The organism is Halocatena halophila, from assembly GCA_027563145.1.
GTDB lineage: Archaea > Halobacteriota > Halobacteria > Halobacteriales > Haloarculaceae > Halocatena > Halocatena halophila.
Window position 1 is genome coordinate 498,396 of record CP071306.1, and the last position, 16,112, is coordinate 514,507.

14 protein-coding genes are annotated in these 16,112 nt (G+C 56.5%); 8 read left to right on the plus strand and 6 right to left on the minus strand.

Features of this window, described 5'->3' with window-relative positions:
• Window positions 1–149: 149 nt before the first annotated feature.
• From JXQ78_RS02540 to JXQ78_RS02550, 3 genes are all read left to right on the plus strand, one after another.
• Complete coding sequence (locus JXQ78_RS02540) at window positions 150–764, plus strand: DUF7344 domain-containing protein (protein WP_330631909.1); 615 nt, start codon at window positions 150–152, stop codon at window positions 762–764.
• Window positions 765–847: 83 nt separating this feature from the next.
• Window positions 848–1,969: a DUF354 domain-containing protein gene (locus JXQ78_RS02545; protein WP_330631910.1), complete on the plus strand. Its 1,122-nt coding sequence runs from the start codon at window positions 848–850 to the stop codon at window positions 1,967–1,969.
• Between the two features lie 44 nt (window positions 1,970–2,013).
• Entirely contained in the window at window positions 2,014–2,568 is a 555-nt protein-coding gene (locus tag JXQ78_RS02550; protein ID WP_330631911.1) for an FAD-dependent oxidoreductase, read from the plus strand.
• A 39-nt stretch (window positions 2,569–2,607) separates the two neighbouring features.
• Here JXQ78_RS02550 and JXQ78_RS02555 read toward each other — a convergent pair whose 3' ends face one another.
• Window positions 2,608–2,928 (minus strand): HalOD1 output domain-containing protein, encoded by a 321-nt coding sequence (locus tag JXQ78_RS02555; RefSeq protein ID WP_330631912.1) that lies wholly within the window; start codon window positions 2,926–2,928, stop codon window positions 2,608–2,610.
• Between the two features lie 309 nt (window positions 2,929–3,237).
• On the opposite strand from JXQ78_RS02555, the gene JXQ78_RS02560 reads away from it, so the two are divergent.
• On the plus strand, window positions 3,238–4,299 hold the full coding sequence (locus JXQ78_RS02560; RefSeq protein WP_330631913.1) for a glycosyltransferase family 4 protein: 1,062 nt from the start codon (window positions 3,238–3,240) through the stop codon (window positions 4,297–4,299).
• A gap of 70 nt (window positions 4,300–4,369) precedes the next feature.
• A complete protein-coding gene (locus JXQ78_RS02565; RefSeq protein ID WP_330631914.1) occupies window positions 4,370–5,842 on the plus strand; it encodes a sulfatase in 1,473 nt (490 codons plus the stop codon).
• Here the strand turns inward: JXQ78_RS02565 and JXQ78_RS02570 are convergent.
• From JXQ78_RS02570 to JXQ78_RS02580, 3 genes are all read right to left on the minus strand, one after another.
• Window positions 5,830–7,056: a WD40/YVTN/BNR-like repeat-containing protein gene (locus tag JXQ78_RS02570; RefSeq protein WP_330631915.1), complete on the minus strand. Its 1,227-nt coding sequence runs from the start codon at window positions 7,054–7,056 to the stop codon at window positions 5,830–5,832. The genes JXQ78_RS02565 and JXQ78_RS02570 overlap by 13 nt on opposite strands.
• Complete coding sequence (locus JXQ78_RS02575) at window positions 7,053–8,933, minus strand: hypothetical protein (RefSeq protein WP_330631916.1); 1,881 nt, start codon at window positions 8,931–8,933, stop codon at window positions 7,053–7,055. Before JXQ78_RS02575 ends, JXQ78_RS02570 begins: the two co-directional genes overlap by 4 nt.
• Before the next feature lie 90 nt (window positions 8,934–9,023).
• On the minus strand, window positions 9,024–9,992 hold the full coding sequence (locus tag JXQ78_RS02580; protein WP_330631917.1) for a hypothetical protein: 969 nt from the start codon (window positions 9,990–9,992) through the stop codon (window positions 9,024–9,026).
• Window positions 9,993–10,100: 108 nt separating this feature from the next.
• On the opposite strand from JXQ78_RS02580, the gene JXQ78_RS02585 reads away from it, so the two are divergent.
• Complete coding sequence (locus tag JXQ78_RS02585) at window positions 10,101–11,561, plus strand: flippase (protein WP_330631918.1); 1,461 nt, start codon at window positions 10,101–10,103, stop codon at window positions 11,559–11,561.
• Between the two features lie 7 nt (window positions 11,562–11,568).
• Here JXQ78_RS02585 and JXQ78_RS02590 read toward each other — a convergent pair whose 3' ends face one another.
• Complete coding sequence (locus tag JXQ78_RS02590) at window positions 11,569–12,684, minus strand: Gfo/Idh/MocA family protein (RefSeq protein ID WP_330631919.1); 1,116 nt, start codon at window positions 12,682–12,684, stop codon at window positions 11,569–11,571.
• Between the two features lie 352 nt (window positions 12,685–13,036).
• Here JXQ78_RS02590 and JXQ78_RS02595 point away from each other — a divergent pair, with 352 nt between their 5' ends.
• Together JXQ78_RS02595 and JXQ78_RS02600 are read left to right on the plus strand one after the other, a co-directional pair.
• Window positions 13,037–15,052 carry a hypothetical protein gene (locus JXQ78_RS02595; RefSeq protein ID WP_330631920.1) on the plus strand — a complete coding sequence of 672 codons (2,016 nt, stop codon included), beginning with the start codon at window positions 13,037–13,039 and terminating at the stop codon, window positions 15,050–15,052.
• 19 nt (window positions 15,053–15,071) lie between these two features.
• Window positions 15,072–15,293: a hypothetical protein gene (locus JXQ78_RS02600; RefSeq protein WP_330631921.1), complete on the plus strand. Its 222-nt coding sequence runs from the start codon at window positions 15,072–15,074 to the stop codon at window positions 15,291–15,293.
• A 14-nt stretch (window positions 15,294–15,307) separates the two neighbouring features.
• Here the strand turns inward: JXQ78_RS02600 and surE are convergent, their stop codons facing one another.
• A complete protein-coding gene (gene surE / locus JXQ78_RS02605; RefSeq protein ID WP_330631922.1) occupies window positions 15,308–16,075 on the minus strand; it encodes a 5'/3'-nucleotidase SurE in 768 nt (255 codons plus the stop codon).
• Between the last annotated feature and the right edge of the window lie 37 nt (window positions 16,076–16,112).

Genomic DNA, 16,112 nt, shown 5'->3' on the forward strand with positions numbered 1-16,112 from the left:
TGGTCTAATACATTGCGCTGTAGTAGCTATCCGCTACCGTGCTGTCGGGACGAATCAGGATGGGTTATGAGAGTCATGTGCAATACAAGAATGCGCGGTGTGCGAGCCAGTCGCACTGTCGTGCCGTGTGGGAACAGCAGGTGGATCGAATGAGTACGAAATCACCGAACGACACCCAGTCGCAGTCGGTTGGAGAGGGAGAATCTCCTCCGCTCGATGTCGAAGCCGACGAAGAGGCGGTGGATGAGCGATCGCTGGGCCCAGATCGGATTTTCGAAGTGCTCAAGAACCAACGCCGCCGGCGAACGCTCAACTATCTCATCGACAACGACAATCCTGTGACAATCGGTGCACTGGCCGAACACATTGGCGCACTTGAGAATGATACCACCGAGTCCGCGCTCACCTCACGCGAACGAAAGCGGGTGTACGTTGGGCTGTATCAGTGTCACTTGCCCAAAATGGACGACACCGGCGTGATTGATTTCAATAAGGCCCGCGGGACGATCGAGTTAGGACCCACCTTCGAGCAGTTTCGACCGTATCTCAACCGCGACGATGATGATCCGCTCTGGGCCAGTTACTATCTCGTGATGACTGCAACGAGCACCCTCGCGGTCGGACTCAACGCAGTGTTGGGGTTACTCTCGGCTACCGTCGTGCTCATGAGCGTGCTCTGTGGGTTTATCTCGCTCTCGGCAATTCATTTTCTACACACCACAGATCGGCTCTCAACCGTCCCTGGATCGATCTTCGATCGGTAGGGATCGGTTACTGGGTGGGCTGTTGTGTCTCTACCTGACAAGGGAGCCTGTAACAAAGCCGACCATCACCGTTGAAAGGTCGTATGAGATATCAGTTCTTCACGAACACGCCAGCCCACGTCCATCTGTACAAACACGTCATCGACGAACTTTCCGGTGATGGACATGCAGTGTCAGTGCTGGCTCGTGAATACGGCTGTACCACAGATCTACTTGAGCACCACGACATCGATCACACGGTGTATGGCCCGTGTGGAACGACGAAATGGTCGCTGCTGGGTCGACTTCCGCAACACTATGCCCACATTATCCGGCACAGCCGTGAGTTCGATCCAGATATGGTGTTCGGGATGGGTGCGTACGCTGCCCACACGGGAGCTCTCACGCGGACACCGACGGTACTGGTACTCGATTCCGAGCCCACGGGACTCGATCACACGGTGTCGATGCCGTTCGCGGAGACGATCGTGACGCCGGGGGCGTTTCGCAAGGATCTCGGTGAGAAACACTACACCTTCGAAGGGTTCAAAGAGTGTGCGTATCTCCATCCAGAGGTGTATGAACCGGCCGTAGACGTTCGTGAGCTGCTTGAGCTCGAAGCGGACGAAAGATTTGGGGTGGTTCGGTTCAACGCGTTTGGATCCCATCACGACGTGGGACACGCTGGCTTTGGGCGCGAACAACGGCGCGCGTTGGTCGAGCGCCTCGCAGAAGATTTGACAGTGTTCGTGTCCGATGAGGGCAGCGATATCGACATAGACCGACTACCTGCACGGCCGTACGACGCGCCACCGGGAGCGCTCCACGACGTGCTCAACGAGGCAACACTGCTGGTTGCAGACACACAGACGATGGTCACCGAAGCCGCGTTGCTCGGAACGCCGGCGATACGGTCGAACTCGTTCGTTGGAGCGAACGACATGGGAAACTTCATCGAACTCGAGGCAAACGAGCTGGTGTACAACCACGAATCGTTCTCAGAAGTGCTCGAGACGATCGATCGGCTGCTTTCGACGCCGAATCTGGAGTCGCTCTGGAAACGACGACGCGACGCGTACGTCGACGAGCTCGAAAATCTCACACAGATCATCACGGAGCTCGCTCGCACGCGTGGGAATACACAATCGGTAGCGGCACTCGAACCGCGTGGCCAATCGCCGGGTCGTCCGGCATGCGAATCTCGACCGTCGACACCATCGCAGTGAGGCCCACTCCCACAGTTAAGGTGTTTGAATCCGTTGAGAATCATATGACGCGAGTGGCTGTGGTTGGCGGCGGTCCCGCCGGCCTGAGTGCGGCACTGTTCACCGAGAAAAATGGGCTCTCAACGACGCTTTTTGACACCGACGAAACCTGGATGCACAAGGCACATCTGTTCAACTATCTCGGGATCGAGAGTGTCGACGGAACCGCGTTTGTCGAGGAGTCAAGAGAGCAGATTGATTCGTTTGGCGTCGACCAGCGGACGGAAACCGAAGTGACTGCTGTGACCGAAACTGGCGATGGCTTCGAGCTGGCCACCGACAGTGGAACGCTCGATAGCGAATACGTTATCCTCGCGACCGGTGCGGATCGGTCACTAGCCGAATCGCTCGGCTGTGCGTTTACGGATTCGGGGACGGTCGATGTCGACGTGACAATGGAAACGTCAGTGGCCAACGCGTACGCTACCGGTGCGATGGTCAGAAAAGAAGAGTGGCAGGCAATCATCTCTGCCGGCGACGGTGCAGCCGCCGGTCTCAATATCCTCACTAAAGAGAAAGGAGAGCATTTCCACGACTTCGATACTCCAGCGGACGCCTGAGATGACACTCGGCGGTCGATTTATGCAGAATATTGGCCGCTATTCGACGGTGATGGTGCCTGTACCGTCGGCCATGACTTCGATCGTTATATGATGACCGTCAAAAGAAAATTGAACCGAACCGTCGCCCCCTGTCGCAAACAGCGTATCGAGTGCCTCAGGATCCACCGACTTATAGAGTGGAGCCGTGATTTCCGTTTCGTCGAGGCCGGTCGTGGCCCCAACCGCCTCAATGACCTGTACGCCGAGCGGTTGCGCATCTCTGTCGAATCGGAACGTCGTTGCTGACTCAGCAATCGTTCGATCCGATGAGTCTGTAATGTCCCCCATAATCGCTTCAGTTTCATTTCGTGCCTTCATGGTTGATCTCGTGGTCTCCCGTCTAGGACCCACGTTTTGAACCCCAGCAGTGTCTTCTAAATTCGAGCACACAAATAAACCGTTTGGAATTCTTCGTGGATTTAATTCAATTTATTTTCAGTTTTCAAAATAAAGTCGTTATTATTATACTTTTCTATCCAATTAGTTAATTCAGCAGAATAAGGCGTCGAGAGTTGTGGCTTTTCCATCGTGTGGTACTGACAAACAGAGGCTACTAGCGTGAGAATGTGCTCGGAACGATATTGTCACCGATTAACAAAGGCCTTCCCAGATCTATCGACTGCAGTGATGACAGCGGACCAGCTCCTCATCGTTGGCACACTCGGTGGTGGTGGGATTCATCGATACGTCGAACAGCAACGACAGAACATCGAACAGGTTGAGACCACGGTGTACGACATGGCCTCGGATCCAAAAGGGGAAGGGCTGTTGTGGCTTCTCAGCTCAACGCTTCGGTCGCTCTGGGCTGCGATCAAATTTCCGTTCCGAACACCTCCGGATGTCGTCCACGTTCACACGTCACACCAGTTTTCGTTCTATCGGGCCGCCTTCTACGTGTTATACGGAAACTACGTGTGGAACCGACCCGTCGTGTTGCACGTCCACGGGTCGTCGTTCGATTCGTTCGTCACCACTGATTCGCCGGCCGTCCGCCGGATCCAGGATCTGGTGTTCGACGCGTGTGACCGGGTGATCGTGCTCTCACCGTACTGGAAGGAGGTGCTCTCGAGTCGGGTTTCAGACTCGAAGCTCCGAGTGTTGCCCAATGCGATCGATCCGACGGTGTACTCGCCAAACTACACGGCCGAACCACAGCACGTGGTGTTCGTATCGAACCTCGTCGAGCGAAAAGGCATCAGAGAGCTCGTCACCGCAGTTGACGAGCTCCTTTCCGGAGAGACGGCGGTTTCTGAGCTTCGGGTGTCCATTGCGGGAACCGGGCCGCTAACGAACATCGTTGAGGAGTTGGCCGAAAAACACGAACAGGTTACCTACCACGGCTACGTCTCAGAGGAACGAAAGCGATCGCTCCTGGATTCGGGATCAGTGTTCGTGCTGCCAGCGTACGCAGAAGGACTTCCAATTGCCCTGCTCGAAGGGATGGCCGGAGGAAACGCCGTTATTTCCACGACCGTTGGGTCGATTCCGGAGGTAATCGACGCAGAAAACGGGCTTTTGGTCACACCAGAGAACGCAACCGAACTCTCGGATGCGCTCTCGACGTTGCTGGTTGACCCCGAACGAACGGAGGAGATGGCCCGAACGAACCGACGGATGGTGAGTCAGACCTATTCCTGGGATGTGGCAGAACGAACGCTCAGAAAAATCTACGCCGAGCTCCCTGCCTGAACGCCGGTATTCTGTGCTTACACGACACAGTTTCTCATTAACAAAGCATGGAACTGTCGATAGTCCGAGTATGTCCGCACCCGACGTTCTGTTCTGTGTGCTGGACTCCGCACGACGGGATCGAGTCTCGGCGTACGGACACAGCCGGGAAACGACCCCGACGCTCGAATCACTCGCCAGTGAGGCCTCGACGTTCGATAACGCCTACGTGCCGGCACCGTGGACGTTGCCGTCGCACTGTTCGATGTTTACGGGACTGTATCCCTCAGAACACGGCGTGACGAATGGCTTTACCGATCAGCGACTTGGTCTCCCATCGTCGGTGAACACGCTCACAGAACGCCTTCGGAGCGATGGCTATCGAACGGCAGGATTTTCGAACAATCCGTGGGTCGGCCAGCTCTCCGGCCTTGATCGCGGCTTCGAAGAGTTTGTCGAATGGGATCTCGAGATCAGCCGGTCGAACACGGCGATTCACGGGCGTGCCGGTCGGTTACACTCTCGGCTCCACACCCTTCTTGGCCATGCGAGTCGACAGCCCCTCGTGTTGCTCAAGCGCCGGTTTTTCACCGAGCGACTGGTTGATCGAGCGGTGTCCTGGATCGAAACCACGGCCACGGATGACGCACCGACGTTTACCTTCCTCAACCTGATGGAGGCACACAGCCCGTACTATCCACCCAAACGGGCGTTCGAAGCGCTCGATTTGGCAACGCCATCGGCAATCGAGGCGCGCCGGCTCAACGTAAAGCTCCTGGCGAACATCATGGGAAGTTCGCGACTGGACAGAGAGACTCGCGAGCGTCTGCTCGATTACTACGACGCCAGTCTTCGCTATCTCGATTCGATCGTCGATCGACTGCTGGGAGCGATCAAAGCCACTGGAAAGTACGACGAAACGCTCGTGATCTTCTGTTCGGACCACGGGAAAACGCTCGGCGAATTCGATCGAGACGGGCTTCCACCCCACTACGTTCGCGATATCAACACCCACGTTCCGTTGTTCATCAAAGAACCGGGCCAATCTGGCGCTCGAATAGTCGAGCAACCGTTCGAACTCCGACAGCTGTTCGAGACAGTCCTGGCGGGCGGATACGAGGAGTCGCTTCAGCAGAGCCAGCCCACCGCTCTCGTCGAGGACGTGATACCCCACACCGGACGGGATATTGATCCGGAAGCGGTAACCCATTGGCGGCTACTCACTGACGGCGAACACAAGTACGTCAGGTCGATCCCAACCACTGACATGGTCACCACTAACGGAGAAAACGCCGCCAACGGCCACAAAGATCCAGAAACGGTCGCAGAAACCACATTTGAGGCCACAAACGGACACCGTCAGGAGTTTCTGTTCCGTGGGACCGGAACCGACGAAACTGTCATCGAGCCCGAGTCATCCGTGCTCGATCGGTTCCGTACGTTGCTCGAAGAGCGTGCCAGCGCGATGGAAATCGTCACCGAAGGTGCACCGGCGGATGCCGACGCCGATCAGCTGAGTGGCTCTATCGAGGCCCAACTCGAAGATTTAGGCTATCTCGACTGACCAAGCAAGCGATCGTCGAATGAATCGGCCTCGATAGTCAATATGGCTCCATGGTGCTGTTTTGTGTTGAATGGGTTGCAGTACAGCGTACTGTCCTCTGCCCCAAGAAAAACGTATGCATTGGCACACGGCAGTCGCTCGCCCGGATTGATGTAGTGAACCGGACGGCGACGGACGCCAAAGCGCGCAAGTAGCTGCCATTCGGTGAAATCAGTGTCGGCAGGGGCTGCCACCACCGTTGCTGTCGGTTCCTGAACTCCCGCGTTGGAAGTTTTGGGGGCCGTGCTGTCGCCACCAGCCTCGATTGCCGTCGAGAAGACTGCCCACCACGTCGATCCGTCGTGGAGGGTCGTTCCGTAGTAGACCGAGCTTCCGACGGTCGTGACGGGCTGTGGCTCTGGAGCGTTTGCCTTGATCGCCTCGAGCGTCCGGTCTGTGAGTGTTGTGCCACCGTCAACGGAAATCGAGCTGGGTGGCGACCCGATTGCTGGTCCGCCGTCCGAAAGCTTCTGGCGATCCAGTCTGAAGATTACATTTCTCTCGGTGTAGAGACAGTCCATACCCCACAACAGTGCGTCGGGTGTGAACACCAGATCCACGGCACGAAATCGCTGGTCTCCGCCGACGACTGGTTCGAAGCGCCCGTCTTTGATCCGCCCTATGTGACACTCTGCGTCGCGGTCGCCGGTCGAAAGCCAGATCGACTCGGTGTACGGGTCGACCGCTATCGAATGGATGTGACGCACTTCCGGGAGCGAGAGAAACCGTCTCCAGGTGCGACCATCGTCGACCGATCGGAGCACGTGTGGCGTCGCCGAACTGTCGAGCGGATACTCGCCGAGATATATGGTCCCATCGTGTCGACACAGTGCAGTGGGTAACACGCCGAATAGGCCGGACGACGCGGGAAGTTTCCGACAGAAATGCCAGTTAACACCGCCATCCTGACTCGAAAACAGGTGTCGTCCCACCGTCGCGACCAGTGCAGTGTCGCCCACTGGCCAGACGTTCGTCGTCTGGTAGGCACCAACCACCCATTCGAGCATCGACCGACCTGGGGCCCGCGTCAGTGCCTCAAACGAGAGCGCTGATATGCCACGTCCTGGATTGTTGATCGAACCAATCGGTTCGAACGAATCGACAGCCGACGCTTCGTAGATCGTTCGGTGATGTGACGCAAGGATCCGTCCGTTCTGAACCGACTGGAGTTTCATCGATCACTCACCCCTATCGACGATTCATTCGCGGGACCGACGCCCGGACGTTCGTGCGCGTGGACGAAATACACCGAGAGTTCGCCGTTTGAAAGCACGCGATTCACGCCCGGCTGGTCGGGAACCGACTCGAAGCTCGCCTCGCTGAATCGCAGCTCGTTGTACGCGATCACCTCCCGTTTTCGGTCGATCGTCCCCACAGCAAGATACTGAGAGCGTGGCATCGACGTTCGAAGCCGGCCAAGCCCATGGAACGAGAGCGTTTTCTGGTACTGATCCTGTCTAGCGTCGGTCCAGCGGACGCCGTGCGTTCCATCCGCATACCGCGTTGGCTGCATTCGAATACCCATAATGTGTTGCTCGGGGGGCAGATCATCGAAGGTCTGATCGTATCCGGTCAGCTGTGCCTCTGAGATCTGGACGTTCTGTTTGTAAATATAGGGTGACTGGTAGAGTGGTGCGATCGCGAGGACGAGCATCAAGCCAAACACAACGACCAGTACGATCGATCCGGTTCGCTTCGAGAATCGATCACGGATGCGCGAGAGTCCAGCGCTGATACCGACGGTTCCGAGCATCGTGGCAGCCACCATCATGAATCCCAGGTGACGAAACTGCATCTTTGAGATGCTCCCGACCATGTAGACCACGAACAGCCCGAGCAACGGCACCAGGCTCAATGTAAGATAGAGGCGCGTGCTCGCCGAGATCGTTGGATCGTCATCGAGTGCATTCCGGATCGAAACGAGGGCAACCAGGCCGGTAATGGTTGCGAACACCGTTGAGAGCAAAAATAGCTTCACGAACAGTTCGGGGATCGAACCACCGACGGCCGCGATTGAGGCGCCCTGTGCCTGTACTCGCTCACCAGCAACGGTTTCACCGTTGATATAGCCAACGACCTTCTCGATATGCTTGCTGGCAAGTCGGTAGAACCATGTCGTCCGAACGGTCCAGATGGAGTAGACGCCGGCGAAAAACACCGTCGGTGCGTAGAGTCTTGGCTGTCTGGCAACCGGATGATCCGGTTTACCAACTCCATAGAAAAACTGGACGCCACAGAGTATGACGAAGAATATCAGCAGATTCAGGGCCTGCTGTGGATGATAGACGACAACGGCACTGAGGACGATCGTTAGTGCCACAAGTGATCCGGTGTGTGCGTATGTCGTGTCGTTTTCTGGCCCATCCGTCTGTCCGAGCGATAGCACGGTTTTCAGCAGCAAGAATATGATAAACGCCGAGTAGAGCGTGGTGAGCGTAAACGGATGGACGCGAAAATGCGTGCTAACGTGATTGATTGGGAGCATGAGTGCTGCAGAGAACAGTCCAATACCCATTGTCAGCGGACCGGTCGAGAGCAATCGAGCACAGTAGGGGACGAAGACGATATACAACAGGGCAAACAGGACGGTCAACAACAACAGTCCATTGCGGTAAGGAAGACCTGTCAGTCGCTCTAAAAAGACAGTGATAATGTGAATTGCCGGGTAGATCATTCCGTACGGACTCATTGTCCCCGTTGCGAGGTCTTTCGTAAGTCCAAGGTGTGTCAAGGGGTCTGCCGATCCGTAGAAGTGGTAGCCACGAATCAGGGGCAGGCCAAAGATCGACAGCAACGAGCAGGTGCCCAGCGCGAGTGCCAGATTCCTGGTCCACGGTAATGGTGCCGTGATTGTAACGACGAGCGCCACGGTGAGAGCAATTGTGATGGCAATCCAGAATCCCACCGGTGTGGCTCCATACAGCGAGAGCTCATAGCCCGTTGTTGGATGTGTATAACTGAGAATCACCGCTGCTGTGACCGAGAGAAAGCCGACGACGAGCGCGGGACGTGTCCACCAGACCCACGTCGTCTCCGTATCAGCTCCAGCCATCGCTCTCCGTTACACCCATGTGCGTGCACGATTCCATGTGGATGGCGATTGGACGACGACCGTCATTGTTATGGGCTATGTACCACACCGTTACTCCTGATAGCCAAGTGCTCGGAGTCGATCTCTGGCCACGCCATCGACTTCCTCAGTACCACAGACACGCGGGCGACAGCGTGGCTGCTCCGAGTGAATTTCGCGTCGGTTCGAGGCTGGAATCACTTGCCACGGTACGGTTACGAGTTCGTCGGTGTACGTACCTGGTGGATGGCCCCACTCCTGAATAGGGATTGGTGACGATCGTTCCCCGATCATGTTTCCGTGATCGGACGAGACCACCGTTCGCCCGGACAGTCCATCGATGAGTGCTCGCACCGATGGGAATGTCAGACGGAGATTATTCCGATAGGCCTGCCAGATACGATCCGCTGAAACCGACATATCACCGTCTCTGAGGTGGCCCCAGATGTCCCGTTCGTCTGCACCATCAAGGCGCTGGCCGACGTTGAGCGACGGCGCGTCAATGAAGGGATAGTGTGGCTGCATAAAGTGGAGGATGAGTCGCTTGTGGGGATACACCTCTGCGACTTCTATCCCGTATTCAGCCATCGTCTCTGGCATCACCGTCCCGTGTTCATCGTTCCAGTCGCGTTTCCACACCTCGATAACGTCGTGGAACGTCGCATCGATCTTCTCACTCCATCGGTAGAGCTGGGGACTCGCCGTTACGTACACTGTATCGAGAAACTCTTTTCCCGCGAAATTGCCCTGTAGAAACTCGACGGTGTGTGACCCTCGCGACTGGCGGTGTTCGAGGGTACCGGGAAACGCGTCGTCATCGATTTCTGAATCGAACAGGTCGTATCGACAGGCATCGAGTAGTATCAGATTATCCCAGTCTTCCGCCATGAAATCGTCGCCCTCGGTGTTGAAGTCGGTTCGGTACAGCCGACGGTTGTACAGCCGGTTACACTCCTGTAAGAAAAATGCCGGCCGCTGGATTCCCCGTCGAAGCCCACGCCACAGCTGGGAGGGGGTGTACATTGTGCCGAGTAACGCCATTGAGACTCAATGTAATGCCGTAACTACGCCCATCCGAGGAACATAAGCGATCCATTACTATCCGAATTCGGTGTGTCACTGGCGACCGTGCAGATGCTTCGTCGGGTTATGCAAGGATTACAAGCGATGCTCGTCGCCGAGGGGGCGCGAATGATCTCGAAAGGGCTCATCGTCGTACTGCTCGCGAATATGTTCCTCAGTCCCGACGAGTACGGACTTTTGTTTCTTTCTCTGTCGATTCTCGGGACTGGGCTGTTATTTTCCTACCTTGGATTCGCAAAATCGGCAGCCAGATACATCACCGAGTACAAGACCACTGATCCCGACCAGATCCCACACATCGTTACCACGTCGTTGCGGTACAATCTGCTTTCAATTGGGGTAGTGAGTCTCACAGTGGTGCTTGGCAGCGAAATCATCGCCAATATCGTCCGAGAGCCCTCCGTACAGCCCTTTCTCGTTGTGGGTGCGTTGTACATCGCCACGATGACGCTTTCGAAGTTCGCGTCGGTCGTGTTTCAGGGATTCAATCGGGTTCGATGGAGTGCCTGTATCGGTGCACTTTCGAATGTGAGTCTGCTGGCGTTCACGGTCCTGTTTTTGCTGTTCGGACTCGGCGCAATCGGTGCGCTGGCGGGTTATGTGGTTGGTTACGGACTCGCAGCTGTCGTTGGTCTCGGGGTGATCTACACCCGTTTTCTCCCGAGATACGCCAGTACGACACCTCCAGACCCCGAGCTTTCGGGAAAGATACTCCGGTATTCGATACCGTTGACGATTACGAGAGGAGGCCACACGCTGGATAAGAACGTTGATACGATCCTTGTCGGGTTTTTCCTCTCTCCCGCGGCAGTGGCCTACTACGTGCTTGCCAAGCAGATCGCAGATTTCGTCACGGTGCCGGCGACCTCACTTGGATTTGCGGTTTCGCCTGCTTACGGAGAACAAAAGGCGAGCGACTCACTCCATAATGCAGGAACGCTGTATGAACATGCCTTCATTCACACGATGTTGTTGTACTGTCCGGCCGGGATTGGGCTAATTCTCATTGCTCGGCCGACGATCACCTACGTGTTTGGCGCAGACTATCTCGGAGCCGTCCCCGTCGTCCAGGTGTTCGGTGTCTACATCCTGTTGCGATCGATCGATAAGATCACGAACGACGGCCTGGATTTCGTCGGTCGCGCTCGCGAGCGCGCAATCGCGAAAACTGGAGCGTCAGTGGGCAACGTCGCGTTGAATGTGGCGTTGATCCCCGTCATCGGTGTCGTTGGCGCAGCGATATCGACAGTGGTCACGTATATGGCGCTGATCGCCGTCGAGCTCTACATCATCGATCAAGAGTTTCCCATCGATCGGTGGCTTCTCGTGCGTTCGATCGGGGCAATCGCTGTCGTTACGGCCGGCATGTCGGTTGTGGTCGCCGCTGGACTGCCATTCGTCTCGGGTCTCATAACGCTGTTGTTGCTCATTGGCGCTGCTATCTGTGTCTGGGCACTGTTGGCAGTGGGCGTTGGACTGCTCGATACAGAAGTTGTCAGCATAGCAATTAAGAGCGTGATCGAGTGACCAGCCCCTAGACGGACGTATCAGGTGATGGCGTCGGCTCTAGGCGAACCGTCGAATCTTCGGCGACTGACCGAATCTCTTCCATCAAGCTGAGCACCCAGTGGGCCTGTTCGATCGGCACTGGCTGTGGCCTATCGCCGAGGAGTGCCGCAGCTTCGGCATCGATCTGGTAGAAATGGGAATTGAGCTGAATCTCCGTCTCCCAGCTGTCGTTGATCCTGTTGTCGAGTACGTCACGCACCGCGAGTATCGTCCCCTGGAGCCTGCGACCAACGCGCTCTAAGTTGTTGCGGGCCCGGTTGATTGTTGACGACGTGTAGTCGGCCGTCAACGGGACAACAGTCTGTGAAACCAGATCAATGACGAGCGAGCCAGCCGACCCGTGGATATCGATCCGATGGACAGGGGTTCCACCCGGCTGGACGCGAACGGAACAAAGCACACCGTGGTCCGTCTGATACTGCAGTTGCACGGAGTCGTAGCTGAACTCCTGTTCGTATGCACGCGTTAGTGCCGTCCGGATGTCGATCGCCGACGTATCTGCCGGATAGCCACCGAGTGCGAGTGCAAGATACAGGGGGTGTGGAATGCCTTCCTCGAACTCTCCACCGGGAAGCTCGAACGTCCAGGCCCCCCGGTTTGGCTCGTGTGCGTAGGATGCGCCAGTGTACGTGACATCCACTCCGCGAATATCGCCCACAATCCCCCGGTCAAGCAACGCACGCGCGCGCCGCGTTGCTGGATCAAACATGTGGTTGTGCACCGGAGAGACGATCGCGTCGTTTGTCTCTGCAGTGTCTCTGAGCGTGGTCAGCTCGTCTGCTGTCACCGTTATTGGCTTTTCTATCAACACCGACACTCCGGCTTTGAGTGCGCTCAAGCCGATCGATTCGTGTGTCTGAACCGGTGTGCAGATATGAAGCCAGTCGAGTGACTCTGTCTCCAGCAGTTCGTCGAGATCCGTATACGCAGTTGTGTTGTGATCGTGGGCCATCGACCGGGCCCGGTCTTCGTCAATGTCACACACCCCAACCGGCGTCGTGTTCGGACATTTTCGAAGACCCGTCAGATGCTGTCCAGAAATAACGCCCGCTCCAACGACCGCTGTTCTGAGGACCATCATCTGTAATCTCGTCATTCAGTGCATTGTTATGCGTTCGTTATCGACACCCGTGACCGAGTAGGATGGGCGTTCTTACTGGACAGACCGGCCGTCGCCAGAGCATTCTTCGCGCACCGATATGAGAGACACTCACTATCACATCCACATAGAAGTTCTGAAACTCCAAAATTCTGCGGGTAAGCCCTGCCTACTCCAGGTAACACGTTCCTGCAGAAGAGTAAGCGCTGATTGCACAATCAATATTGTGCTGGAATGTATCTGCGAGTAATAGATCGTATCTTTCACTCGTTAGGCCCTAACTATCAGCTATATAGCCAGAACTTACTTTATCGTAACCCAGCTTTACCCGCTGATGACATCCGACGCCAACGACGAGGAAAACGAATCACGGTCTCTCGGTCGCCGTTCATATCTTTCGCTTACTGGATCGGTGGTGGGCGGTACTCTGCTTGGGGCAAGCCAGATGGGTCGTGCCAAAGGGGCGACCCACCATGGGATCTCGTTCAATCGGGTGGTTGATGCAGTCGACGATCTCGGCTGCGATCCGAACGGAAACGAGGACGTGACGTCGACGGTTGCGAGCGCACTCGATGGAAACACGCTCGTGGAGTTCCCGTCCGGGACGTACCGATGGAGCGGACAGGTGAAAGGACAGCACTCAAAGATTGGTCTCCGGGGAAAATCCGACGACGTGACCTTCACGTTCCCCTCGGGATACAACGAATTCTTTGTCAACACCAAATGTAACCGCGCACTGTTCGAGAACTTCGACGTTGACGTGCGACCGGACCAGACCGCGACTGGCATCCGAATTGATGCCGAACACGGCTTTCACGCAGAAAACATCGAACACATCGGCCGGGCGATCGTTGACTCATCTGATGTCACCCGGTGCTGGCAGATTCGCGTGAACAACCCGAATGGAACCGGCGTGATCAAAGACTTCGTCGCCAAGAAGGGATCTGCCTGGTCGCACTACAAAAGTGGCGATGGCCGTGCAGGCATCTCCGTCTGGGGCGGTCGTGGGACCATCAAGGTAATCGACTGTCACCTGGAGGAGTTCGGTAACAACGGCATCTACGGTAGTCGAACCCTGAGTGCTGTCCAGGTTATTGGCGGCATCTATCGGAACAACAACGTTAGCGGAATCCGCATTTCTGGCGACGGCAGCTTCGTGGACGGCGCGACGGTCGAGGTTTCTCCCGAGAAGTACTCCGGACCACACACCCTTGAAGGAAAGGCGTTCACCATGCGCGGAGTGTTGTTCGAACAGGGCAACGCCGCAACCGGCGGCGAATTCGATGCCGCGGGCGGCGAGATCAAAAACACCGAAATCACAATTGAGGACAATCCCACCAGCGGTGCTGCAATCGCCGCCTGGACGGGTGGGCGCACCCTCAACGTGAAAAATACCAAAATCACGTACAACAACGAGGGCTCGCCAGCAGTCTACCGCGAAGGACGAGCTTCGCAGGGGCGACACGATCCAAGCCCATCGCCCCGATGGCTTCGCATGGACCGTGTCGAGATTCTTGGTAACTCCGGCGGTGGCACAGCGGTGCTCGCAGAAGAGGCAAACGGCTCGCGCATTACGAACTGTTACATCGAGCAGAAAGGGAGCGGCCGTAACGGTGTCGTGTTCGCGAATTCGAACGACACCCGCGTGGCGAACACAACGATCAAAGTGGACGGGGAGGCCGTCCGAATGCAGTCCTCATCGGGCAAAACCGTCAACGTCAGCAACCAGGGCCAGCCCCTGGGTCTGAGCATTGGTGCGGCGAATTCAGCCACTGAAAAGACAGCACAAACCGTCACGACTGCGCTTTCGGCGTCGTCACCGAACGGTGATCGCGACGCAGAAGATCTGAAAGCACACACGCTCGAGATCGAATCCCCGAACGAGCAGGTTACCTACACCGTTGCAGTGGAAGGTGAGATCTCGGCTGCAGAAAATTACCAGACGTTCGAGCTCACAGACGACACCACCGTCGGTGCGAACTGGGCAACGGGAACGGTTGAAAGCTCGATCGATCGCTTTGAGTTCACTGGTTCGATCACGTCGTTCTCGACCGACGGCAATGTCGAGACACGCGTCGACGAAAAGCCTGTCAAACCATCGTCGCTGGGCAGCGATGCAAAAACGCATACGCTCACGATCGATGGAAGCACCTCCGAGCTGCCGGCGAAGTACTCCCTGACGGTCGATGGCTCGCTCGAAAAGGGCAAAACGACCGAAAAGAGCGAGGTCATCGTCGACTCGAGTGCACGCGGTACCGTTCACAGAGCGCGCGATGACTTCATCTTCACTGGTCAGCTCACCGAGTTTTCGGTGGATGGAGACGCAAACGTCAGCTTCAGTAACAACTAACGAAACCGGTCGAATCCCAATGGCAAACGACAGGCATACCGGAGAATGGTACACGGAGTCGCCCGATCCGGATCCAGAACAGGATCTTGGATACGAACTCGACAGCTGGAACGTTGCCGATGCCCACTGCAACGGGGAAGAACATCTGGTGTTCGTCCCTTCATCCGAGCGCATCCTCGAGGACAACGAGTTCATCGTTGCCCACCCGAAATCCGTCTGTGAGCTCGGTGAAATGTTGTGAGTGAGTCGCTTGGCTCAAAACGCCGAAACGATCGCTTCGAGGGCGTCGGTATCGCTGGTGCTGTGTGGCGCCGTAAGCGGTGAAACGCTCACGTTTCCGTCGAGGACAACCCGACGGTCCGTTCCTGGCGGTTCTGGCAGCGTTCCTTCTGCTATTCGTTCGAAGATTCGATCTCTGAGCACGACGTGTGCATCCTCACGGATGGCGTCCATCTCGTAGGTAGTCGAGGGCTCGGTGAGCTGCAGTGATCCAATTGGGCCCTCCACGAGAGGAACGTTCACGTTGAGGTAATCGGTTGTCTCGAACACCGGCCGTTCGCGCGTCTCTTCTGTGAGATATCGGATTACACGAGCCGGATCGGCATACTGCTCGACGGTCGGTTCGAACGTTTCGTAATCGTATTCGGCAGCCGGGATGTGCATCGAGAGAGCGATTGCAGGCAGCTCGAAAAAGGTTGCCTCAACGGCCGCACTGACAGTTCCTGATCGGCCGAGAACGTACGCACCGAGATTTCCGCCGCGGTTACAGCCAGAGACGACAAGATCGAACGACGTATCCAGCGCCTGTATTCCAACGACCACACAGTCGGTTGGGGTCCCACTCACAGCGTATCCGAGGTCGTGTTCTTCGACGGCGACGCGGTGAGAGAGTGTTCTGCCGACGGCACTCTGATCGGTCGCTGGTGCAATTGCAGTCACAGAGGCGATCGGAGCAAGTGCGTCGTATACGGCTTTTAGGCCAGGCGCATCGATGCCGTCATCGTTCGTGAGCAGGATTTCCATCTGGCAGAGGGTTCGCCCCACAGCAGAAAAATCTCCT

Excerpts from the sequence above, each read along its gene's own strand:
- JXQ78_RS02540 (WP_330631909.1), top strand. The coding sequence starts at position 150 with ATGAGTACGAAATCACCGAACGACACCCAGTCGCAGTCGGTTGGAGAG.
- JXQ78_RS02545 (WP_330631910.1), top strand. The coding sequence starts at position 848 with ATGAGATATCAGTTCTTCACGAACACGCCAGCCCACGTCCATCTGTAC.
- JXQ78_RS02550 (WP_330631911.1), top strand. The coding sequence starts at position 2,014 with ATGACGCGAGTGGCTGTGGTTGGCGGCGGTCCCGCCGGCCTGAGTGCG.
- JXQ78_RS02555 (WP_330631912.1), bottom strand. The coding sequence starts at position 2,928 with ATGAAGGCACGAAATGAAACTGAAGCGATTATGGGGGACATTACAGAC.
- JXQ78_RS02560 (WP_330631913.1), top strand. The coding sequence starts at position 3,238 with ATGACAGCGGACCAGCTCCTCATCGTTGGCACACTCGGTGGTGGTGGG.
- JXQ78_RS02565 (WP_330631914.1), top strand. The coding sequence starts at position 4,370 with ATGTCCGCACCCGACGTTCTGTTCTGTGTGCTGGACTCCGCACGACGG.
- JXQ78_RS02570 (WP_330631915.1), bottom strand. The coding sequence starts at position 7,056 with ATGAAACTCCAGTCGGTTCAGAACGGACGGATCCTTGCGTCACATCAC.
- JXQ78_RS02575 (WP_330631916.1), bottom strand. The coding sequence starts at position 8,933 with ATGGCTGGAGCTGATACGGAGACGACGTGGGTCTGGTGGACACGTCCC.
- JXQ78_RS02580 (WP_330631917.1), bottom strand. The coding sequence starts at position 9,992 with ATGGCGTTACTCGGCACAATGTACACCCCCTCCCAGCTGTGGCGTGGG.
- JXQ78_RS02585 (WP_330631918.1), top strand. The coding sequence starts at position 10,101 with ATGCAAGGATTACAAGCGATGCTCGTCGCCGAGGGGGCGCGAATGATC.
- JXQ78_RS02590 (WP_330631919.1), bottom strand. The coding sequence starts at position 12,684 with ATGATGGTCCTCAGAACAGCGGTCGTTGGAGCGGGCGTTATTTCTGGA.
- JXQ78_RS02595 (WP_330631920.1), top strand. The coding sequence starts at position 13,037 with ATGACATCCGACGCCAACGACGAGGAAAACGAATCACGGTCTCTCGGT.
- JXQ78_RS02600 (WP_330631921.1), top strand. The coding sequence starts at position 15,072 with ATGGCAAACGACAGGCATACCGGAGAATGGTACACGGAGTCGCCCGAT.
- surE (WP_330631922.1), bottom strand. The coding sequence starts at position 16,075 with ATGGAAATCCTGCTCACGAACGATGACGGCATCGATGCGCCTGGCCTA.